27 protein-coding genes are annotated in these 21,582 nt (G+C 47.5%); 10 read left to right on the top strand and 17 right to left on the bottom strand.

Annotation, left to right across the window (positions count from 1 at the left end; genetic code table 11):
* The first annotated feature begins 62 nt into the window (after positions 1-62).
* On the top strand, positions 63-1,010 hold the full coding sequence (locus M3M38_RS05210) for a nucleoside hydrolase (RefSeq protein WP_252813804.1): 948 nt from the start codon (positions 63-65) through the stop codon (positions 1,008-1,010).
* A 48-nt stretch (positions 1,011-1,058) separates the two neighbouring features.
* On the opposite strand, the gene M3M38_RS05205 is transcribed toward M3M38_RS05210, so the two are convergent.
* The 3 genes from M3M38_RS05205 to spx form a co-directional block, all read right to left on the bottom strand.
* Positions 1,059-2,156, bottom strand: a complete 1,098-nt coding sequence (locus tag M3M38_RS05205; protein ID WP_252813803.1) for a PTS sugar transporter subunit IIC — start codon at positions 2,154-2,156, stop codon at positions 1,059-1,061.
* A 344-nt stretch (positions 2,157-2,500) separates the two neighbouring features.
* Entirely contained in the window at positions 2,501-3,307 is an 807-nt protein-coding gene (locus M3M38_RS05200; protein ID WP_252813802.1) for a Cof-type HAD-IIB family hydrolase, read from the bottom strand.
* A gap of 51 nt (positions 3,308-3,358) precedes the next feature.
* On the bottom strand, positions 3,359-3,754 hold the full coding sequence (gene spx, locus M3M38_RS05195) for a transcriptional regulator Spx (RefSeq protein WP_252766690.1): 396 nt from the start codon (positions 3,752-3,754) through the stop codon (positions 3,359-3,361).
* A 202-nt stretch (positions 3,755-3,956) separates the two neighbouring features.
* Here spx and M3M38_RS05190 point away from each other — a divergent pair, with 202 nt between their 5' ends.
* Positions 3,957-5,510 carry a bifunctional metallophosphatase/5'-nucleotidase gene (locus M3M38_RS05190; RefSeq protein WP_252766689.1) on the top strand — a complete coding sequence of 518 codons (1,554 nt, stop codon included), beginning with the start codon at positions 3,957-3,959 and terminating at the stop codon, positions 5,508-5,510.
* A gap of 44 nt (positions 5,511-5,554) precedes the next feature.
* Here the strand turns inward: M3M38_RS05190 and M3M38_RS05185 are convergent, their stop codons facing one another.
* The 5 genes from M3M38_RS05185 to rny all read right to left on the bottom strand — a co-directional run bounded on the left by M3M38_RS05185 (position 5,555) and on the right by rny (position 10,368).
* Positions 5,555-6,331 (bottom strand): energy-coupling factor transporter transmembrane component T family protein, encoded by a 777-nt coding sequence (locus M3M38_RS05185; RefSeq protein ID WP_252813801.1) that lies wholly within the window; start codon positions 6,329-6,331, stop codon positions 5,555-5,557.
* Positions 6,312-7,181, bottom strand: a complete 870-nt coding sequence (locus tag M3M38_RS05180) for an ATP-binding cassette domain-containing protein (protein ID WP_252813800.1) — start codon at positions 7,179-7,181, stop codon at positions 6,312-6,314. Before M3M38_RS05180 ends, M3M38_RS05185 begins: the two co-directional genes overlap by 20 nt.
* Positions 7,157-7,999, bottom strand: coding sequence for an energy-coupling factor transporter ATPase (locus M3M38_RS05175; RefSeq protein WP_252813799.1), 843 nt, complete (start codon positions 7,997-7,999; stop codon positions 7,157-7,159). The genes M3M38_RS05180 and M3M38_RS05175 overlap by 25 nt, the downstream gene beginning before the upstream one ends.
* A gap of 15 nt (positions 8,000-8,014) precedes the next feature.
* Positions 8,015-8,608, bottom strand: coding sequence for an ECF transporter S component (locus M3M38_RS05170; RefSeq protein WP_252813798.1), 594 nt, complete (start codon positions 8,606-8,608; stop codon positions 8,015-8,017).
* 170 nt (positions 8,609-8,778) lie between these two features.
* On the bottom strand, positions 8,779-10,368 hold the full coding sequence (gene rny, locus M3M38_RS05165; RefSeq protein ID WP_252813797.1) for a ribonuclease Y: 1,590 nt from the start codon (positions 10,366-10,368) through the stop codon (positions 8,779-8,781).
* A 126-nt stretch (positions 10,369-10,494) separates the two neighbouring features.
* Between rny and M3M38_RS05160 the strand changes: the two genes are divergently transcribed.
* The 3 genes from M3M38_RS05160 to M3M38_RS05150 are packed head-to-tail and all read left to right on the top strand — an operon-like array spanning position 10,495 to position 12,309.
* Positions 10,495-10,902, top strand: coding sequence for a helix-turn-helix domain-containing protein (locus M3M38_RS05160; protein WP_252795111.1), 408 nt, complete (start codon positions 10,495-10,497; stop codon positions 10,900-10,902).
* A 14-nt stretch (positions 10,903-10,916) separates the two neighbouring features.
* On the top strand, positions 10,917-11,762 hold the full coding sequence (locus M3M38_RS05155; protein WP_252813796.1) for an SAM-dependent methyltransferase: 846 nt from the start codon (positions 10,917-10,919) through the stop codon (positions 11,760-11,762).
* Between the two features lie 10 nt (positions 11,763-11,772).
* Positions 11,773-12,309 (top strand): GNAT family N-acetyltransferase, encoded by a 537-nt coding sequence (locus tag M3M38_RS05150; protein WP_252813795.1) that lies wholly within the window; start codon positions 11,773-11,775, stop codon positions 12,307-12,309.
* Positions 12,310-12,502: 193 nt separating this feature from the next.
* Here the strand turns inward: M3M38_RS05150 and M3M38_RS05145 are convergent, their stop codons facing one another.
* The 4 genes from M3M38_RS05145 to M3M38_RS05130 form a co-directional block, all read right to left on the bottom strand.
* Entirely contained in the window at positions 12,503-12,976 is a 474-nt protein-coding gene (locus tag M3M38_RS05145) for a hypothetical protein (RefSeq protein WP_252813794.1), read from the bottom strand.
* 11 nt (positions 12,977-12,987) lie between these two features.
* Positions 12,988-13,395, bottom strand: coding sequence for a hypothetical protein (locus M3M38_RS05140; protein ID WP_252813793.1), 408 nt, complete (start codon positions 13,393-13,395; stop codon positions 12,988-12,990).
* Positions 13,396-13,481: 86 nt separating this feature from the next.
* On the bottom strand, positions 13,482-14,669 hold the full coding sequence (locus M3M38_RS05135; protein WP_252813792.1) for an aminotransferase-like domain-containing protein: 1,188 nt from the start codon (positions 14,667-14,669) through the stop codon (positions 13,482-13,484).
* Between the two features lie 18 nt (positions 14,670-14,687).
* Positions 14,688-15,647 (bottom strand): ketopantoate reductase family protein, encoded by a 960-nt coding sequence (locus M3M38_RS05130; protein WP_252814871.1) that lies wholly within the window; start codon positions 15,645-15,647, stop codon positions 14,688-14,690.
* Positions 15,648-16,044: 397 nt separating this feature from the next.
* Here M3M38_RS05130 and M3M38_RS05125 point away from each other — a divergent pair, with 397 nt between their 5' ends.
* From M3M38_RS05125 to M3M38_RS05115, 3 genes are all read left to right on the top strand, one after another.
* Positions 16,045-16,485 carry a universal stress protein gene (locus M3M38_RS05125; protein ID WP_252766677.1) on the top strand — a complete coding sequence of 147 codons (441 nt, stop codon included), beginning with the start codon at positions 16,045-16,047 and terminating at the stop codon, positions 16,483-16,485.
* A 65-nt stretch (positions 16,486-16,550) separates the two neighbouring features.
* Positions 16,551-17,441, top strand: a complete 891-nt coding sequence (locus M3M38_RS05120; protein ID WP_252813791.1) for an RluA family pseudouridine synthase — start codon at positions 16,551-16,553, stop codon at positions 17,439-17,441.
* 55 nt (positions 17,442-17,496) lie between these two features.
* Positions 17,497-17,709, top strand: coding sequence for a DUF3923 family protein (locus tag M3M38_RS05115; protein ID WP_252813790.1), 213 nt, complete (start codon positions 17,497-17,499; stop codon positions 17,707-17,709).
* A gap of 50 nt (positions 17,710-17,759) precedes the next feature.
* Here the strand turns inward: M3M38_RS05115 and M3M38_RS05110 are convergent, their stop codons facing one another.
* Positions 17,760-18,005: a hypothetical protein gene (locus tag M3M38_RS05110; protein ID WP_252813789.1), complete on the bottom strand. Its 246-nt coding sequence runs from the start codon at positions 18,003-18,005 to the stop codon at positions 17,760-17,762.
* Positions 18,006-18,153: 148 nt separating this feature from the next.
* Here M3M38_RS05110 and M3M38_RS05105 point away from each other — a divergent pair, with 148 nt between their 5' ends.
* Positions 18,154-18,840 (top strand): type 1 glutamine amidotransferase, encoded by a 687-nt coding sequence (locus tag M3M38_RS05105; RefSeq protein WP_252814870.1) that lies wholly within the window; start codon positions 18,154-18,156, stop codon positions 18,838-18,840.
* Positions 18,841-19,019: 179 nt separating this feature from the next.
* Positions 19,020-19,769, top strand: a complete 750-nt coding sequence (locus M3M38_RS05100) for an SDR family oxidoreductase (protein ID WP_252766673.1) — start codon at positions 19,020-19,022, stop codon at positions 19,767-19,769.
* Positions 19,770-19,816: 47 nt separating this feature from the next.
* Here M3M38_RS05100 and M3M38_RS05095 read toward each other — a convergent pair whose 3' ends face one another.
* The 4 genes from M3M38_RS05095 to M3M38_RS05080 all read right to left on the bottom strand — a co-directional run bounded on the left by M3M38_RS05095 (position 19,817) and on the right by M3M38_RS05080 (position 21,569).
* Positions 19,817-20,362, bottom strand: coding sequence for a sugar O-acetyltransferase (locus M3M38_RS05095; protein WP_252813788.1), 546 nt, complete (start codon positions 20,360-20,362; stop codon positions 19,817-19,819).
* Positions 20,363-20,425: 63 nt separating this feature from the next.
* Positions 20,426-20,809 carry a DUF2255 family protein gene (locus M3M38_RS05090; RefSeq protein WP_252813787.1) on the bottom strand — a complete coding sequence of 128 codons (384 nt, stop codon included), beginning with the start codon at positions 20,807-20,809 and terminating at the stop codon, positions 20,426-20,428.
* A gap of 17 nt (positions 20,810-20,826) precedes the next feature.
* Positions 20,827-21,150 carry a carboxymuconolactone decarboxylase family protein gene (locus M3M38_RS05085; protein WP_252813786.1) on the bottom strand — a complete coding sequence of 108 codons (324 nt, stop codon included), beginning with the start codon at positions 21,148-21,150 and terminating at the stop codon, positions 20,827-20,829.
* Positions 21,151-21,152: 2 nt separating this feature from the next.
* Positions 21,153-21,569, bottom strand: a complete 417-nt coding sequence (locus tag M3M38_RS05080; protein ID WP_252813785.1) for a cupin domain-containing protein — start codon at positions 21,567-21,569, stop codon at positions 21,153-21,155.
* Positions 21,570-21,582: the final 13 nt, after the last annotated feature.

Genomic DNA, 21,582 nt, shown 5'->3' with positions numbered 1-21,582 from the left:
TATTAACTCGTTTTTTCCAGTATTATAAGAGTAAATAACTGATATTTAGTGGAGGTTAACGCATGAGTGTTCAGAAAATGATTTTAGATGTTGATACGGGGATTGACGACGCCATGGCGATTGCTTATGCCGTGGCTGATCCTGAAGTTGAATTAATTGGAATCCTGTCATCCTTTGGGAACATCGAAGCCGACCGGGCCGCCCAAAATGCCCTGAAAATTTTACACCTCGTGGGTGCCAATGACGTTCCGGTGTTCATTGGTCACCAAAATCCGTTAGATCACAACTACCAACGAATTGACGTTAACTCACAGATTCACGGTGAAAATGGAATTGGAGAAGTGGAGCTCCCAACTCCCACCCAACCAGTGGCCACCCAGGACGGCGTGGATTTTCTCTTAACCGCTGCCCAAGAATACGGTGACCAATTGACCGTCGTAGCCACGGGTCCAATGACAAATCTTGCGTCTGCTTGGGAACAAGACCCAGCAACCATGAAAAAAATTGGCAACATCACCATCATGGGCGGAGCCCTCACGGTACCGGGGAACGTGACCCCCGTGGCTGAAGCTAACGTGGAACAAGATCCTGTGGCTGCCAACCAACTCTTTACCAGTGACCTAAACGTCACCATGGTTGGTTTAGACGTGACCCTCAGAACCCTGCTGACTAAGGACGAAACGAGCCAATGGCGGACTACCGAAGCGGGAAGTAAGATGGCAGACATTGTGGACTTCTACATCGACGTCTACGCGGACCTCTACCCTGAACTCGGTGGTTGCTCTTTACATGATCCCCTGGCCGTCGGCGTTGCCATTGACCCTAGTTTTGTAACCACAATCGACATGAACATGATGGTGACCACCGAGCACGATGCTTACTACGCTCGGACAATTGGTGACAAAGCGCGGCTCAACGACCCGAACCCGAACGTTAAAGTTGCGGTGGCCGTGGATAAGGACCGGTACCTCCAGGTCTTTATGGATCACTTTAAACAACTCTTCAATTAAACATGAGAAAAGGACTGGAAAAAGTTTTCCAGTCCTTTTTTAGTTGGATTACACTTCTTCTAAGTGGAGATCGGCTGGTGCCGTCTTCCCCAGTAGCTTCAATAGTTGGTAGTAAGCAAAGCCCAAGCAGGCCGGAATTAACACTCCAAAGACCAGTAACAGTACCAGACCCGTCTTGTCATTTGCCCAGTACCAGAGCGGCGCAATCAAGGAGTTCAACCCTAATCCGGCAATCGTGTACGGTGCCTGAAAATGAAAGCCCACTACGGCAATCGGAGCCAGCACCATTACGATGAGCAGCGGACCTACCGCGTACAGGGGTCGTTTCAAGAGATTTGGAAATTGCACCTTCGGCGTTACCAGCGTTTGGGCAATGTTGCCACCCCAATCGTTTTCTCTAAACGACATCGCGGTAAAGATGACGAACCCGATGGTGGTCCCAATCATGGCTGCCCCACCAGACTTCGGATCAAGCTGCACGGCGATGGCTAAGGCCGCAGAAGAAGCGGGCGTCATCAGGAACAAGAACCAAGCGGCGGCCACTACCATTGAACCCACAATTGGACTGATTTGCATCGTATCTGCCAACCGTTCACTGATCCAGTTCAATGCGGGTGTGGTTACAGCCGCAAATCCCAGTCCAGCAATACAACCAGTTAAGGCCGTCGCAAGCGGAACCAACACCAAATCAAGTGGGGTTCTACCCGTTAACCATTTTCCAATTAAAGCAGCAACCACTGCAGCTAGCACGGCCGACACTGGCTGTCCAATTGTTAAGATGGCCGATCCAGCTGCTTGGGGAGCCACCCAGCTGGTCGCCGTCATGGTTTTGGCAACCGGAGCGGTAGTAAAGTACACCGAGTTGGCTCCCACCGTCGAGGCAATCATGGTGGCACCAGTAACCAACGTGGTTGTTCGGAGCATGACCGCTACGGACATTCCCAATGCAGGAGCTAATAACCGTTGTCCAATCAAACCGGCTTCGTTGAGCGGTTGCCAATGCAACATGGTTCCGAGGGTACTCAGTAATAACCCCATCCCTAAAACAGCTAAAATCGTATTGGAAACTCCTTGGGAAACTTGATATACCCAACCCTTCCAATTGGTGGGCGTGGGTTCGGTTGTCTTTCGTCGTGCCTTCTTCATTTGTGATTCCCTCCCATAATGGTGTCAGAATTCCTATCTTAAAACAAAAACAGCGCCGGTTAAGTTACTAACCAGCGCTGTTATGCGATGAATCTGTAAGCGAACAAGAAACTGGCCTCAAGCGAGTGAGGTCAGTCCAAAATGCTTGACCTCACTAACGAATAATAATTTCGTTAATTAAGCTCAAGAATAAGACGTTGTTCGTAAAATTCATCGTTGGTTTCATGATGGGTCTCCTTTGCGTTTTTTCTAAATATACAGGAAAAAGTCATAAAGTCAACCACTTTTTGGGATGATTTTCGGTTTATGGTTATTTTAGGATATTTTTCAACGAAAAAGTTCGTTTATTCCTTTGGAAAATATTGACTTAAAAAGACCGCTACCCCGTCTGCGTCATTCGTCGTCGTGATGTAGTTTGCAATTTGTTTAATTTCTGGAGAAGCATTACCCATTGCGACTCCCACAGCTGCTTTCTCTAACATGCCAGCATCGTTTTCTGCATCTCCAAATGCCATCAGGTTTGAAAAATCCCAACCAAAGTGGTGTAAGAGATCTGCTAATCCGACCGCTTTGTCCACTTTCGGTGGTAAAAATTCCAAAATTTCGGGTTGCGAACGGACGATGTGATATTGTTGTTTTACGGAATCCGGTAAAGCTCGTTGTAACTGGTCTAGTTCAGCGGAAGTATTGGCAAGGATGCCCTTTGCATACTCTTGCTCCGGTAAATCGACAAACGAACGGGGTTCAAAGTCGATCTTTCCGTTTAACTTATCGCGATAAATCGAACTGCCCAGATCATTAACTGGATAAACTCGGTCAAAATCGAGCACATCCAACGGAACGCCCTGCTCCTGCGCAAATTGGTACAAAGGTTGTAAGGCTTGCTTGCTCATCCCCCGTTGAGCCAACACTTTGCGGGTGGTGTTATCAAGCACCAACCCTCCGTTAAAAGTGATGGTGGCATCCTCTGGTTCTGTTAGTCCCAGTTGTTCAATGTAATTCCAAATGGCGTTAATCGGACGCCCAGTACAGAGTACGACCTTCATTCCCGCTTCATGTAAGCGCCGCAGTTCCCGTTCGTTTGCGGGACTAATCTGCTTTTGGTAGTTTAAGAGGGTATTGTCTAAATCCAACGCAATCAACTTAATCATGAGTTTACTCCAATCAAAAAGACGCCTTATACAAGGCGCCCATAGTAATTATTAACTTAATTTTGCTTCTAGTTCTTTGAGTTCTGCTTGCCGAATACTGCGTGGTAAGAAACGACGAATTTCTTCTTCGTTGTAACCCACTTCGAGCCGCTTGTCATCAAAGATAATCGGCCGCTTGATTAAATCTGGGTACTTAACCAGTAAGTCAACTAATTGAGTTAAGGACAAGTCATCCAAGTTTAAGTGCAGCTTCTTGAAAATGTTAGAACGAGTGGAGATGATGTCTTCACTCCCGTTTTCAGTTAACCGTAAAATGTGTTTTACTTCGGCAGCATTTAATGGTTTTGAATTAATGTTTCTTTCTTTAAAGGGAATGTCATGATCTTTTAACCAAGCCCGAGCCTTCCGACTAGATGCGCTACTTGGTGCAACATATAAGTTTAACATTATCAGCCTACCTCCTCATGCAAAGCATGTGACATAAAGTACGTCTGACAAATATTGACTATTTATTAGACAACTCTATCTTATCATAATAATCCAAGAGTTCAACGCACTTTTTAAAACTTAATAATTACTTTACTTAATTTACACGAACGCTTTTTAATATTATAATTTAAACATTCTACAATCCGATGGAGGGCTGCACATGAAATTGACAATCTTAACCACTAGCGATACGCACGGCTTCTTGGCACCCACGAATTACGTTAAGCCCCACGCTAATCAGCCCTTTGGCCTGGAAAAAGCGGCCACCATTTTAAAGCGGGAGCAAGAAAAAAGTGAGTATCACTTGACCCTCGACGACGGTGACTTTTTGGAAGGATCACCGCTCGCTTACTATCAAGCTGAGGTCGAAAAAGCGGTGGCTCCCACTGCCATTAACGCGGCCTTTAATAGCATCGAGTATGACTTTGGGACGGTTGGTAATCACGAGTTTAACTACGGACAAGAGTACCTGAAAAATGCCATTGCGGGCAGTCAGCGCCAGTTCGTGTCCGCGAACATTTTAAACGCTGACGGAACCCCCGCGTTTGGAGATCCCTATGCCATTAAAACCTTTGGAGACTTAAAGGTGGCGGTCCTAGGGCTTACCACTCAATCCGTGGATGCCTGGGAAAACCAGGCGAGTATTCACAATTTAAAATTTATCTCCGCGTTAGAAGCGGCCCAGAAGTACGTTCCCGAAATGCGGGAAAAAGCAGACGTCGTGGTGGTCCTCTACCACGGTGGGTTTGAACGTGATCTAAGTGACGGAAAACCAAACGATAAAATTGATGGTGAAAACGAGGCCTACGCGATTATGCAACAAGTGCCGGGCATTGACGTGATGGCAACGGGGCACCAACACCGGGCGCTCGCCGGTAAGTTATTTGGGATTCCTTACGTCCAGCCAGGACACCGGGGCAGTTACGTTGGCCGAATTCAACTCGACCTCGAACGCGTAAACGGGCGCTACCAAGTGCAAAAGAGTCACCAAAAATTGATTAAGACGGGCGACGCTAAACCGGATGCCACAACGGCCGACAGTTTTACGGCAACGGAAGCCAACGTTGAAAAGTGGCTAGCCCTTCCCTTGGCTCACATTGATGGCAGCATGACCTACGACGATCCGTTCCAGGTTCGGCTCCACGGTTCGGCCTTCGTCAACTTCATTCAAAAGGTCCAGATGGAAACGATGGGCTGTGACGTTTCGGCTACCGCCCTCTTTTCGAACGAAGCTCGGGGTTTTGAAAATCCGATCACAATGCGCAACATTATCACAAACTACGTCTACCCCAACACCCTCTCATTGTTAGAAATTACGGGAGCTGATTTAAAGGCGGCGCTTGAAAAAACGGCCGAATACTTTACAATTAAAAACGACCAAATTATCGTTGATCCCAAGTATCACCATCCTAAAATTCGTGATTACAACTACGACATGTACGCTGGAATTGACTATACGATTAAGGTTTCTAATCCGATTGGGAAACGCGTCATTAATCCGACCTACCACGGCAAACCGGTGACCAATAAAATGAAATTAAAGATCGTCTTAAATACCTACCGGGCCGTCGGAGGGGGCCACTACCCAATGTATAGTGAAGATAAGGTGATTCGGTATGACACGATTACGATGAGCAACCTGATTGCCAAGTACTTGCAAAAGCATCCTGAAGTGAAGGCCGATCACACCCGCAACTTTAAAGTAATTAAATAGCAATTAAAAAACAGTTATTTCGCGATGAAATAACTGTTTTTTAATTATAAATAATTAATCCCGACGATTAATACTAGAAGTAATAAGCTCGTTCCAAACGTGAACCAGTCCTTGCCCGTTCGTTGAGGAATCAGGTACTGAGGTAATCGATGCTTCCCATCATAGCCCCGGAGGAGCATCGCTGCAGCTAAATCCTCGGCCCGGCGAAAACTATTCACGAGCACCGGTAGGAACACGGCTAAAAGCGCCTGGGTTCTTTGTTTCAGCGGACCAGTGCGATAGGTAATCCCCCGGGCCTGTTGTGCCGCGGTGACCGTCTGAAACTCATTGGTCAGAGTGGGAACAAACCGAAACGCAATGCTGAGGGTTAACGCAACATCTCCCACCGGAATGCCCACCTTTTGAAGCGGGGCCAGTCCCCGTTCACAAGCAGCAGTCATTGCGACCGGATTGGCAATTAACGTCAAAAGGTTCAGTACCACCAGGGCCGTGCCAAACTTAGCAAGCAAAAGCAGCGCTACTCGTAAACTCCCGGCCGTCACCTGCAAAATCCCCCACTGCCACAAGATTGGACCCGTATGCACCAAGAGTAATTGAAAGAATGCGGTTAAAATCAGAAAGAAGACGAATAAACGAATGCGCCGGAGAAAACGTCGCATGCTGAAACCGGACAACTTAACCAACCCGAAGCTTCCCAGCAGCAACAAGAACGCTAACCCTAGCTTCTGGTTCAAAAAGACAGCCAAAAGTCCCAGGAGGATGCTCATTAATTGCGTTCCCGGCGTCAACTGGCGCACCCAATTATCCCGATGTGGAGCCATGGTCATCATCCCTTCCTAAGTAACGTAAGAGCCAGCGCTGTAATTCAGTTTCTGTCAACGGTAGTTCCGACCTGGGCGTAGTAGTATCCAGTGTTTGTGCCACCTGCAGTGGTTCGGGCAGTACTAAATTAGTGGATCGCACCAACTCCGGTTCAGATTGAAATAGCGTCCGGGGCGCGCCAGCAAACGCCAATTGCCCGTTCGCAAGCACTACTACCTGACTAGCTAACTGGGCCACAAGGTCCATTTCGTGGGTCACCATAATGATGGTACGTCCCACACTTTGCAAGTCACGTAATAAATGCAGTAACTCGCGTTGTCCCTGGGCATCCAATCCGGCTGTGGGTTCGTCAAAAATTACCACCTGTGGTTCTAAGGCTAAAACACCAGCAATCGCTGCCCGGCGCTGTTGTCCACTGGAAAGTAAGACGGGATCCTGGCTCTGTAGCCGCACAGGAAAATGCACCAACTGCAGCGCCGTCTGTGCTCGTTGCTGGGCTTGATCTCGTTCCATTCCTAATGCCACTGGTCCCGCCATCACGTCGTCCAGCACCGTCTTTGCAAAGAGCTGCTGAGCCGGATTTTGAAACACCATGCCGACTTGCTGACGAACTCGTTGTAAGTCCCGCGCCAAACTACGCTGGGTTAACCGTTGCCCCACAATTTCAATTTCTCCCGTCGTTGGTTGTAAAAGACCATTGAGATGCTTAATCAGGGTCGATTTCCCGCTTCCGGTCTTCCCCACGATAGCGGTTATCTCGTGATCTGGTATGGTCAGCGAAATTGATTGCAAGGCCGCCGTTGGTTGATCTGGATACCAGTGGGTTAAATTTTTGATTTCAATTGCCATAAAGCGTCCCTCAAATCAGCGCTGGTTGCCGCCTGTTGTTCCGAAACGAAATAACCTTGAGTTGCTAGCCAAGTGCGCAACCGGTACAGCAACGGGGCCTGCAGTCCCCAGTCCGCTAGCTGCTCACTTTGACTTAAAACAGCGGTAGGCTTTCCCTGCATGGCAATTTTACCATCGTGTAAAACCACGACTTCGTCGGCTAGCATCGCCTCGTTTGGTTGATGGGTAACCTCAATGACGGTGATGCCAAACTGCCGGTGTAGTTGGTGCAGTTGCGTAATCAACTCCTGGCGTCCCTGCGGATCCAGCATGCTGGTAACTTCATCTAACAATAACACCGCGGGCCGACGCGCCATCACGCTGGCAACGGCCACTCGTTGTTTCTGGCCTCCGGAGAGCTGGTCCGGAGCTCGGTCTAAGGCTGTTTCCATCTCGACTAACTGGAGCGATTCTCGGACCCGCTGTTGTAACTCAGCCTGATCTAAATCTTGATTCGCCAATCCGAACGCCACATCATCGGCTACGGTCGCCCCCACAAACTGATTATCGGGATCTTGAAAGACCATTCCGACAGTCGGATTAACGGATTGAGTGATTGGTTGGACGGGCTGACCGTTGATGGTAATTGTTCCAGACTGGGGCCACTCTAGCCCCACCAACAGTTTCAACAGGGTCGATTTCCCACTCCCGTTATTACCCAATAGCGACACCCAACTGCCTGTAGGAATCTGCCAGTTAATCGCTTGCAACACCGGGTCAGCCTGATGCGGATAGTGAAATTGAACGTGATCGAACCTAATGCCCGTATGCTTTTCCATCCTATTTTCCTTTCATTACCGGCGCCAGAGTTTCAGCAACGGGGTGGCAATGATTGGCACCACGATTGCTGACAGGATTAGTTCCGGAATTCCATTCGTCCCGACCAACGTCATCAATACGTTCCCCAGTAAAGCGGGGCTAGAAACTCCATACGCGTGCGCCACAGCGGGGGTGCGATAGAAAATCCCGATTAAGCCCACTACCAGTAGGGTATTTAACGCCGAACCCACGGCCCCGGTCACAATTAACGCCCAGGTTTGGCGCCAGTGGGCCCGCGTGAGCCACAAAAAGACGTACCCGGCAAAGAGGCCCACTAAAACCCGCGGGACCACCGAAACCAATGGGTTAGTAAACACCAGCGTACTCAGGGGACTCGTGGGCGCCACAAAGGCTCGAACCCAGGACAAAAGTCCCCACACCAGTCCTAAGAGGGCGCCATCCTTTGGTCCTAGCAATACCGCCGCGATGATTACGGTAATCTGCACAATTGTAATGTTAATCGGTCCGACCGGAATGTATCCCAGAAACGGAACAAAACTTTGTAAAATCACAATGGCAATGAACAGGGCTAAAATGGCTAGGTGAAACGCTTTGGTTTGTTTAATCATCAGCTAATAATTCCTCCAGTTGTTTGGGCTTCATTAAAACTTATTATACCGAGAACTGTCCCTAAAACTCAACATGCGGACAACAGAACGACGTAATCCCACGCAATCGGTCCACGCATTCCTCCAAATGTCACATTACTAAAAAAATCCGTTCCCGGCGGAAACGGATTTTAACTAACGTGTTTTTTCCGTGGGACTTGTTTGCCACCCACGTACTGAACGGCGTTCGACCGACGAATCGCCGTTACCTTGATTTTACCGGGATACGTCAGTTCAGCTTCGATTTGCGCACAAACCTGTTGAGCTAACTGCTCCGTTTGCTCATCATCACTGGCCTTCGGATCAACCATCATCCGGATTTCCCGACCGGCTTGAATTGCATAGCTATCCTTTACTTCTGGATGAGCGTTGGCAATTCGTTCTAAGCCCTTGAGTCGGTTCAAATATTCTTCCACGGATTCACTCCGCGCGCCCGGCCGCGCTCCCGACATGGAGTCGGCCACTCGGACTAGGACAGAAATCGTGGTTTCAGAATCGACGTCTCCGTGAGATGATGCAATCGCATCCACCACGGACTCTTCTTCTCCATAGGCCTCAGCAATTTGCACTCCCAACTCCACGTGGGTGCCATTTACCTCGCGGTCAACCGCTTTTCCAATATCATGGAGCAGACCAGCCCGTTTAGCGAGACGGACGTTCACACCTAGCTCCGTAGCCATAATCCCACAGAGTTCGGCTACTTCGACCGAGTGTTGCAAAACGTTTTGCCCGTAACTAGTTCGGTACTGCAAGCGTCCGATTAGCTTCATCAGATCCGGATGCACCCAACCTAAGTGGAGGTTTGCACACGTTTCTTCTCCGGTCAAACGAAGTTGCTCAATTACCTGCCGTTCGGTACTACGAACCACGTTTTCAATCACCGCGTTATTCAGTTGCCGCGCCGTGATTAATTCGTTAATCGTGCCTCGAGCAATTTCCCGACGAATCGGATCGTTCGTACTGATGATTAGGGTTTCTGGACTATCAGGATTGAAGATTAAATCCACTCCGATTAACGTTTCTAACAGACGCAATCGTTGCTCGTTTTTCCCGGTAATCTTATTACGCATCCCCTCATCTGGAATAATCACGTTGCGGTCAATGTGATCGCGCGGCACGTCGATTGGTCCATTTTGAATGGCTTCCACCATTAACTGGCGGGCTTCCTTCGTGGCCGTCAATACGTGTTCCTCGTGTTCATCTCGAACCGATTGTTCATAATCCTGTTGTAACGCGGTTTGGGTCATGTTCAACACGGTCTGTTCGGCTTGCTCGGGCAACAATCCACTCTTTTCATGAAGTAGATCGGTGCGTTGCTGAACCAACTGGTCGGCCTGTTGCTGCGTTTGGTCAATGGTCTGCTCCAGCTCCTGCAATTCGGTTTGCTCCCGTTGCACGTTCTGCTCACTTTTCTCTAACCGACTGGCAAAACTCTGCAAACTCTTTTCCTGCAATTCAACTCGTTCCTGGCGCAGTTGGTTTTCAACGACTTGCTCGTCAATTTCTTCGTTGACCTCGTCCTGATGCTCAGCCACGTCCGTTTCCACCTTAGTTTGGATGGCCTGCACCGCTTGTTTAATCTGGTGCTGGTTCTCCTGTTCGATTTGCTCGGCTTGGGCAGTCGCTTTTGATAGGCGGTGATTCAACTGGTGGTTTTCACGACCATAACCAACCACCAAGCCCAGAATTAACGTTACAACCGCAATTCCTAAATACAGCATCTAATCCCTCCCTTCTTTAGTAATTTTTATACTTTAATCATACCATTTAACCCTCTAATTTAAAACGGAGCCCCCTATCATTTAGGGATGGATGAAGTATAATATTAAGAAAAAGGAGGTCGTGCTATGTTCCCAGAAAGACTGAAGGCCTTACGGACCGGAAAACACATTACCCTAGCCGAACTAGCCACTGAACTAAACGAAATGTTTCCAAGTGATAAGCGGCACGAAAACACCGCATCCCAAATTGGCAACTGGGAGCGCGGCATCCGCAACCCATCGTATGTAGAGGTCCGCAAATTAGCGACCTACTTTGGGATTTCGATGGACTATCTCAGTGGACGAGTCGACAGCGAAAAGACGGACTTATCCAAACTATTCATTTCCGGAACGGACCTCTACTTTAACGAGCAACTGTTAACTGGAAACGATCGGTATGAGATTTACCAACTAATCGATGGATTTTTGCACGGAAAAAAGGGCCGTCACGACGATGGTCGTGATACCCAAGAGGAGCTTGATTTAAACTATTAATCCTAGGAGCAACAATGAAACGAAAAAAATTACTGAAGAACTTTCAAAAGAATCATCCGCCAGTCAAAAAAACTCCGGACTACATTCAACGGTTACAGACCGACCGCAAGGCCTTTGACCACTATCCGGAGGTGAAGTTCCTGCTAAACCACGCCTTGATGGCGGATCAGCTCCTGCAAGCTGGCCGGTTACCCCAGGACTTACCTAATCTAACTTTACCGGATGACATCCAGGATCGTCTGTACCAGCGGGTCAACGACCGCTATGCGCTGGGCGATCCGGCTGGTGACCGCGAGTGGGATCGAATTTCCAATCTACTGCCCCAGGTAGACAAAGACCTGCGTTCGTTTCGGGATTACTTAGAGGAACACTACGGGATGTGGGCCTATATTTCGTCGTCCTTTACCCAACAGCTGGCTCAATATCTAGACGGTAAGCCGGCGTTAGAAGTGATGGCCGGCAACGGCTACATTACCAAGGGGCTCCTGGACCAAAAGGCCAACGTGATTGGGACCGACAGCCTTGAATGGCAATCGGAAAACGAAACTGGTAAGCACCAAGTAGCTCCGATTGAAAAGCTCAACGCTCTGGAGGCCTACGAAAAATACAAGGATCAGGTCGATTACATCATCATGAGCTGGTCGCCCGACGGAGTGCCGGTTGATGACGAACTCTTAGCCGCCATCCGCCGTGACGGTCATCAGGTCCAGCTGATTGTGATTGGCGAAAAGGACGGTGCCACGAATTCCCCGGCCTTTTGGGAACACGCCGAGTTGGTTAATGACCATGGGATTGAACAGCTCAATCAGTACCTGCCCCACTTCGATTTAATTAACGATCGCGTTTACTTAGTCAAATAGGAGAAATGCAATGCCCACTTCCATCTTTTTACAGCCCCTCACCACGGAACCCGCTGATTACGACTTGATTCAAACCTTGTTTCAACAAGCCAGCACCCAACGGTTTTGGTTTAAACCACCCCTACTGGGTGCAAATGAGGTCAGTGACTTTTTAAAACAGCATACCACTGACCCCCAGATTGTCAGTCAGACGATTCAAACCACCGAAACCCCACACCACGGTGTCGGACTAGTAGAAATCATTGACTTAGATCCGATTGCCCGCGTCGGTGAATTTGAAATTGCCCTGTTGGATAACGAAAACGGTCATGGTTATGCCCAGGCCGCTATGGAACAATTGCTCCACTTAGCCTTTGCCCAGTTGAACCTCCACAAACTCTATCTGTACGTTGATGTCGCTAACGCGCCAGCACTGCACATCTACCAAAAGTTTGGCTTTCACATTGAAGGGACAATTAAGGACCAGTTCTTTGCAGCCGGGTCCTACCGGGACGCCCACTACATGGGCTTAACCCAGACAGATTATTTTAAAATTACAAGTAAATAAAAAAGCACCTCTGATTTAAAAATCAGAGGTGCTTTTTTGTTCGGCACTTAGTTTCCCAAGTGGACTTGGTAAGTGTTCACATCACTGCCTAGTCAAACCACCTGCAATTCGGCAGTTAATGTGGTTCCCATCATAAGCTATGCTTATGCGGCTCGTCGCATGCCTTTATTATAGCAAACTAACTTTAATTTAGCTAGTCTGCTTCTTCCGCGGCGGCCTGTTGGTTTTCGGCCAGCGTGGTTAACTGAGCTTCGAGCCAGTCCGTAAACTGATTTAACGCTTGGTCGGGATCCTTTACCAATTGCTCAGCGGCCATTAACTCATCAATTCGCAACTTGGAGCGGTTAATCTCTGGAGCCGCAATAATCATGTACACGTTCACGTCGACTTCACCATCACCCACCATGATCTTGTGGATGTTCTTCCCGTATGCCAACGGGAGATTAATAATCGATGTCTGTAGTTGTACTAAGATATCCGCATCGCTGACCTGTAAGTCGGCACTAGCTAACTTATCAGAGTTCACGGCTGCTTCCACAAATTCAACCAACGGCCGCAACGTTTGGCTCGTTGCTTCGTTTAAATCTGCCAACGACGACGTAACCGTTTTGTGTGCGTACGTTCCGGCTTCTGCTTCCGTGACAAAGTCATTTTCTTCAATCTTCATGAAAATCCTCGCTATTTTCTAAATTTCAGGTAGCGCTGCACTCGTTCCTTGGTTAAGGATTGACGAACTTGCCAAGCCAACCGGAACCAGTATAACAGTACTCCCAGCGCTCCCACTACCAAGACGAGCCCGCCCAAGCGGACTGGCAATCCTAAGTGTGGAAGCTGAATTAGACGGTACACGGCATTACAGTAGCCCAACACGTAGAGCGCTTGCACCAGCGCTAATACGTAGAGACCCAGGCGGATCCCCAACCAGGCGACCGCTAACGGTAACAAAATCATGACAACGGCGGCAATTTCGGACCGCCAGAAAGAAGCCACGCTGCTCCGAAAAATCCCTAGACTCAGCACGGCGTTCAGAAGTAAGAAACAGCCTAATGTCAACAGAGTCCACCAGGTAAGTCGTTTAATTTTCATTGCCATCCCATCCTTTTCCCTTTCAGTATACCGAATTTTCGTCAAGCTGACTATTGTCGGTCATTGAAAGCGAAGGACAAGCATCATTATTTAGCACCTAAATCATTCAACACCTGGGCAATCCGTTTGATTCCCACTTTGATTTGATCGTCATTCATGTTGGAGAAGTTCAGCCGGAAGGTTCCCGGTTGAGCCTTTCCTGAGTAAAATGCAGAGCCCGGTACCACGGCCACGTTGGCTTCCAAGCACCGTTTGGCTAACTCATCACTGTAAATGTTGCCGGGCACTTCCACCCAGATGAACATGCCACCCTCGGGTTGACTATGGTAAACGTCATCCGGAAATTCCCGGTCAATCTCAGCTAACATCAACTTTGCGCGGTGTTCGTAAACATCCGTAATCTTCTTGATGTGCGCTGGCAAATCTTCATCCATCAAGAATTGGGAGATGATGTACTGGGTCAAATTGTCAGTGTGCAAATCAGCATTTTGCTTCAGTAACGTATATTTCTTTAAGAAAGCCGGTTCGGCCGTTAACCACCCAATCCGGAGTCCCGGAGCTAACATCTTAGAAAAGGAACTGATGGAAACCACGTTCCCCGTGTGGTCGTAGTGCTTGATCGGAGGTAACATCTCACCTGCGTAACGGATGGCTCCGTACGGGTCGTCTTCCACGATGGGAACTCCAGCCGCATCAGCAATCTTCGTCATCCGTTCCCGTCGTGCAACCGTCATGGTTCGGCCGGTTGGGTTTTGGAAGTTCGGTACCGTGTAGATAAACTTGGCATCTGGATGAGCGGCTAACTTTTGTTCCAAGTCGTCCATCTGCATGCCATCATCGTCCATGGCGACTCCGACTAAATCAGCGCCGTAGGAACGAAAAACGTCTAAGGCTGCTAAGTAGGTGGGATCTTCCACCAGTACCACGTCTCCCGGATTAATCAACATTTTGGCCACCAAATCAATGGCTTGTTGGGAACCCGTCGCAATTGCAATGTTATCAGTGCTAGCATCTACCTGCCGGTCCTGCATGATTTGTGCAATCTGTTTGCGTAGCTTGGGGTAGCCCAGCGTTCCCGCGTACTGTAAAACTTGTTGCCCATATTGATCAAAAACCTTATCGGTGGCCTTTTTTACAGCGGCAACTGGGAATAGTTCTGGAGCCGGTAATCCACCGGCAAAGGAGATTACGTTTGGATTGGCAGCCGCCTTTAAGATGTCCTCGGTAGCGTTGCTATCGCTTTTAGGAACACAGTTAGAATAATGAAATGGCATAATTTTGACCTCGCTTGTTTAATTTTTAGAGTTCCGCATTTGTTCGGCTAAATGAACTTCGTGGGTGACAAATTCGTGCGTCCGGCACGGATAATCGTTTTTCCGGCCTAACCGCGCGATGTAGCCGTTAATGTAGTCAACCTCCGTGGGCCGACCCTTCGAAAAGTCCTGGTACATCGATGGATAGTGGTACTTCAGTTTCACACAGGAATCCAGCACGCTTTGGACCTGTTGCCCCCGATTTTCAATCATTTTGATGCCGGCCCGAGCGGCAGCATCATGAGCTTCGTTAAAGAGTTGCACGGCCATTTCCGCGGCGCCGGGGTAGGCACCAAACTGCCCCATGTTGATTTCAAACATGGTACAAAGCGTGTTACAAACGGCGTTAAAGGCCACCTTCGTCAAACACATTCCTAACCAGTTATTGCTCATCTCTGGTCCTAAAGTTGCTCGTTGAAAGTCAGCATAGATTTCTTCCATCGTTTCGTCCGGGGCTTGGTCGTTGTACGGAGCCATGTGCATCGCTTCCCCGTTTTCTGGACCCATGAAATCCACGTCGCCCGGCCCGTTTAAAACGGTCGCAATCATGGCCGTTCCGGCGAGCATCTGGTCGGGATTGAAATGCTGGGCTAACTTTTCAAAGTGGCCCAATCCGTTCATGGCGGAAAAGACGTACTGGTCATCCGTAAATAAACCGGCGGCTGCGTCCCGTTCCAGTTCGGTGGCTAATTGCATTTGTTTTTTAAAGACAATCCACACATCAGGATGGCCGTCGTACTCTTCTGGGGCGTAAATGTTAATCGGAACGAGATGCCGATTCTCATGATCACGAGACACGTAGACGCCTCCCTGTTCACGAACTTGTTCGCGGTTCGGATCCCAAGTTTCAATAAAATCAACCGGAACGCCCGCCTTTTCTTGTAATAAAACTCCGTACCGGTAACCCATGGCTCCGGCGCCAATGATTCCATATCGCATCATCAATTCCTCCTCTAACTAATTGAATTCCCGGCCTAAACAAAAAGCTCGCCCCCAGTGTAACTGGTAGCGAGCTTTTAAATCTTTCTTCTCGAATTAACTTAGAAGAACCGCTCAGCTACAGTCACCTGGTGAATCTAGCTGAGCACTAACAAATCGTCCCTGCGTAGATTCCGGTTAGGAGACAAACGCAATGACTAAAATGGCACGATTTGTAGTTGAATAAGTTCTAGTCTTCATTAGTAAATTCCTCTCTTTTGAGTTGGTATTATTTAAGCACGGACGTTATTGCTTGTCAAACCCTTTTTTATTTTTTCGGTTGAAATGACCCTCCTGTGCGTGTCAATTAGGCTAAAAAATGATATAGTTAAGGAAATAGAATAACGGGGTGATCGTAATGACAGAGAATTACAAACGGATTTTAGCTCCTGTAGACGGCGGCGAAGACACCATGCCGGTTTTGAACCGCGCCGTAGAATTAGCTAAACAAAATAACAGCCACTTAGACATCTTAAACGTCATCCAAGTGACGCAATTCAACCGAAACTACGGTAACGCAGTTTCTGCTGATACGGTTTACAAGTTGACGGATCAAACCAAGGAAATTTTGGAAACTTTGAAACAAACAGCCGTGAAAGCTGGTTTAACCGATGTTTCCATTCACATGCGGTTCGGCAATCCGAAGCGGATTATTGCCCATGAATTCCCAGAAGACCACAAGGATGACTTAATTGTCATGGGCGCCACCGGCTTATCCGCCGTGGAACAACTAGTGGTTGGTTCTGTAACTAACTACGTCATTCGGAGCGCTAAGCCAGACGTTTTAATCGTAAAATAATTAAAGTTCAATCATTAAAACCGATCACATTTGTGGTCGGTTTTTCGTAACCACAAGGAGTTAAGATGCAGTGGCACTATGAATTACCCGTTGCAACAGCGACCGGGACAATCGCGCTGCGGGATTTTTTAAAGAAACAGTTGCAACTGCCCAAACGGTTAGTGGGCGACTTACGGAGAAACCAGCGGGTGCTGGTTAACCACCGCTACCAACCCATGAATACGATGCTTCGAGCTTCCGATGTGGTTAGTTTAACCTTTCTCCCGCAGGATTTTCGCAATCCGTTCCCAAAGACGCTGTTAGACGAGCACCTCACGATTCCGATTCTCTTTGAAAACTCCGACTTTGTCATTGTCAATAAACCACGCGGGATCAAGACCCACGCTAACCAACCGAGCGAAAGTGGCGCAGTATTAAACGGTGTAGCAGCCCACTATGCACCCCATCCGGTCTACATGATTCACCGTTTAGACCAGGAAACCAGTGGCGCACTGCTCTTTGGCAAAAGCCCCGCCGCCGTGCCGATTCTTACCAAGATGATCCGCGAAAAACAAATCCAACGTGAATACTTAGTCCGGATTCGGGGACAACTACTAGCCCCGGCTGGCATCATCAAGGCGCCCATCGGTTTGGACCCCACCGACCAGCGCAAACGGCGGGTCAACGGACCAAATGCCCAGGCATCCGTCACCCATTACCGCGTGCTCCAAAGTAGCCCGACGGAAAGCTTGCTCGCGGTTCAGCTAGAGACCGGGAGGACCCACCAAATTCGGGTGCACCTCGCGTTCCTCGGTCATCCGATTCAAAACGATCCGTTGTATGATCCGCAGGCAGAGACTGGGCAGGCGATGCAGCTGCATTCGTGGCGGGTGCGAATGCAGACCCCCTTTACTAATCAACCGCTAACTATAACGGCTCCGGTCCCACCGGAGATGGAAATTAGCTTTGGCAACTAAGTGAGTTTTTGATATAATTAATGTATTAATAATTTTTTTCATCTAGGAGCCAAAAATGAAAAATTTATCTAGAACTTGGAAAATCGTTTCCTTCGTTGAATTAATTGCCTACATTGGGCTGACAATTATCATTTTTATCCGTCAGTCCGATGGAGCTGGCATTAATCAATCACCCACTTTAAAAATCATCACCTGGGGGATTTTAACGGCCTTTTGCTTTGTTTTACTAATCATTCAAATCATTTGGGCTTGGATTGCCCATAAATAAAATTAGCTATGCTAACTGCATAGCTAATTTTTAATTTGCATTACTATCTTTTATTTAAACGGCAACCATTCCATCATCCGCTTCATCATCGACCCGATTCGGCCCACAATCCGCGCAATCGTCTGGCTGTTTTGCTGTTGGCTGTGCCTGGCCCAGTAGTACACGCCGACCACCAGCACCGTGACCAATAACGTGGCAAGCACCACCATGCTCCGGCTCCCAGTTAGACCGTGTTGGATCAAGTATCCTAATTTTTTGAGAATAATTAACCAACTGTATCCAATTAAAACTACCATGCTATCACTCGCTTACTTAAATTAAACTGCTCTTTTCCTAACTTAATTATACGCCGAGTCCTGGAATGAACTAATCAATGTGATTCCTTCTGATTGCTAGAAAATGGTATGATTACCACAAATTAAGAGCTAAAAAGAGGGAATTATGATGCGCATCAACGTTTTACAACACACTCCGGATGAAGGTCCGGGCACCATTAAAGAATGGGCAGATAATCACGACTACGAGTTATACGTCTATCACCCGTACATGTTTGGGATGTTACCCACGGCCGCAGAAACCGACTTCTTGGTAATTCTCGGTGGTCCCATGAGTCCTAACAACGGGATTCCGTGGATTGAACAAGAACGGGAACTAATTCAGCAACTAGTTAAAGACCATAAACCCATCTTTGGAGCCTGCTTTGGCGCTCAACAAATTACCAAAGTTTTTGGCAAACAAGTGGTTAAATCTCCTGCTAAAGAAGTGGGCTGGGCTTCCGTTTACTTACAAAGTGACCAAATTCCGGGTCTGCCCCACCAACTAACTGCCTTGCATTGGCACGAAGATTGTTGCGAACTCCCCGACCAGGCCGAATTGTTGTTCAGTTCGGATTTAGTGCAACAGCAGGGCTTTTTAATTGGAGACAATATCATCGGACTGCAGTTTCACCTGGAACCCACCCAGGATAACGTGCACGAGATGATAGTCAATGACGGTCGGTATGCCTTGGATCACAACGACTTGCAGCAAACGCCAACGGAGATTGATACCACGCCGATCCCTAGTGAAAACAAAACCGCAATGTTTCAGTTACTAGATTTTCTGGCGCAATCAACGACCAATCACCCTTAATTTAACCACGCTAAAACGCAATTAAGTATTACACCAGCGGAGAATTTTTATTTCTATTGCTTGTCGAAACTAGAATTAATTTAAGTTTTTCGTTCTAGATCCTATAATCCTTTCTCTTTGACTTAGAGTGCAGTGGAAGGTTTATATTAATATCATAAAGATTAAAGGAGGAAAAAATTATGCCAATTAAAGATAAAGTAGTTGTCATTACCGGTGGCTCATCTGGAATGGGTGCCGCTACCGCAAAGTTAGCTAACGAACGCGGGGCTAAGGTGGTAATTGGTTCGCGGAACCAAGCCAAGTTAGATGAAATGCTAAATACGGTGGCTCATCCTGAAAATTTCGCTGTTCAATTAACCGATGTAACTAAGCTAGCGGACGTACAAAGTTTAGTTAAATTGGCGGTGGAAAAATTTGGTCAACTAGACGTGCTCTACAACAACGCCGGGATCATGCCCCAGGGAATGGTTGCCGATGCCGAGAAGTTGGCTGAATGGCAAGCCATTTTAAATACCAACATCATGGGGGTACTCAACGGGATTAGTGCTGCCACTCCAATCATGCGTAAGCAAGGTCATGGTTTGATTATGGCAACCGACTCCGTTGCTGGGCACGTGGTTTACCCTGGTTCCGCGGTTTACAACGGTTCCAAGTACGCCGTCCGAGCCATCATGGAAGGACTTCGCCAAGAAGAACATCAAAATGGCATCAAAACCGGAATTGTTTCGCCTGGAGCTGTGGACACGAACCTCTACTCAACGGTTCATGATGAAAAAATCAGAAAACAAATGCTGGAAGGCAACAGTGCCAACAAGAATGGTTGGTTAAAATCCGAAGACATTGCTGAAATTGCGGTCTTCATGATGAGTCAACCAGAAAACGTAGATATCAACGAAGTCTTGGTTCGGCCCACGGGACAACCAATCTAATTAGTGAAATTATAAAAAACCGACTACAAAATAGTCGGTTTTTTTGTTTATTTAGAAGCAACCGGTTTAATGACTTTAGCAGGACTACCCACCGCAATCATTCCGGCGGGAACGTCCTTAGTAACCAAGCTATTAGCACCAATAATTGCTCCTTTTCCAATCGTGACACCTGGTAATACCGTTACGTTGGCACCCAGCCAAACGTCATCCTCAATTTTAACTGGATCCAATTCAAGGCTTCTTCTGTCTGCCACTGGTTGGGCATGATTAACACTAACTAAGGTAACGTTGGGACCGATTAAACAACGATCTCCAATTGAAATTCCACCTAGGTCAACAAACATTGCGTTCTTATTGATAAATCCATCTTTTCCAATTGTAATATTCTTGCCGAAATCGGTTTCAAACGGAACGTTAATTTCCGTACTAGCTGGAATTTCTTTCCCAGTAATTTGAGTTAGCAAGGTTCTGATCTCTGCCGGCGAATGCGGTTCTAAATTCAAGCGTTGAATTAAAGGTTCATTGGCACTTTTAATTTTTTGAATTTCAGCATATTCCGAACTGTTACGGTTAAAAATATGGTGATTAGTCATTAATTTTTCCTCCCAAATTAAAATTCACTGCCAGCAAAACTAGCAATGAATTCTGTAATCTATCTAATTATTAGGAATAATCTTCACCGTTGCTCCAACCGGTCCCTCTTTTAGCATCGGTGGCAAATAAGGACTATTAGCATACTTAGTTTGGTAAGCCGCACTAATGGCGCGGTCTAATTCGGGAGTATTAGAAACTCCTTCAAATTTAACCTCGTAGTTCTGACCCGCCAAATGAATCTTACCAGCTCCTTGCTGCATCGCTGCTTGGTACCACGACGAGTTTTGGCCGTTATAGGCCCGGACGTATAAATTATCGTTTGTAACTACGGACCAAATCCAGGTTGGGGTTCCGTAAGTCTTTCCGTCACTGTAAAACGGTGAAACCTTCATGTCATCAGCTTCACTAAACTCTTTTAGTTGGGCAACAGTCCATTTTTCAGCCATTTCAATCATCCTTTCTTTTAGTCCTCTGCATAAACTTCCTTAGCGAGACTCATAGCTGTCCACGCCTTGGGCCAACCCGCGTAGAACGCTAACTGGGTAATGGCTTCCACCATTTCTTCTTTGGTAACACCGTTCTTTTTCGCCGTTTCTAAGTGATACTGCAACGGGCCAAAGATGCCCTGGGAAATGAGGCTCGTGCACGTAATTAAACTCCGTTGCTTGGCAGGAAGTTGTTGTTCCCGCGACCAAATTTCACCAAACAAAACGTCATCGTTCATTTCGGCAAATTTCGGGGCAAAATCACCAAAGTTATCGTGCCCTGCTGTTTGTTTTTGCACCATAATTATTCTCCTAACTGATCGTATTCTGCATCAGAAACTGGTTCTAAAAATTCTGATTTTCCACTGGTAATCGCAATGTGGGCGAACCAACTGTCTTTTGTAGCCCCGTGCCAGTGTTTGATGTTCTTTTTAGTGACTACGACGTCTCCAGGAACAAGGTGCCGAGCTGGTTTCCCTTCTTCTTGGTACCAACCTTCACCACCTGTAACTAACAAAATTTGGTATCCGTAGTGGACGTGCCAGTTATTCCGCGTCCCGGGTTCAAAAGTCACATTTCCAACACTAGCATCAAGATCGGGGTCCGCCACTAAAGTGTCCAGAAAGCTCTTCCCGGTAAAATATTGTCCGTACGGATTATCTTCTCCGACGGGAAAAATTACTCCGTTTTTGACATTTTCATTTTTAATTTCGTTTGCCATATTCATACTCCTT

It is taken from the genome of Fructilactobacillus cliffordii (genome assembly GCF_024029355.1).
Lineage (GTDB): Bacteria > Bacillota > Bacilli > Lactobacillales > Lactobacillaceae > Fructilactobacillus > Fructilactobacillus cliffordii.
Note: the sequence above shows the minus strand (reverse complement) of the source record. Positions and strands in the feature narration are given on the sequence as shown.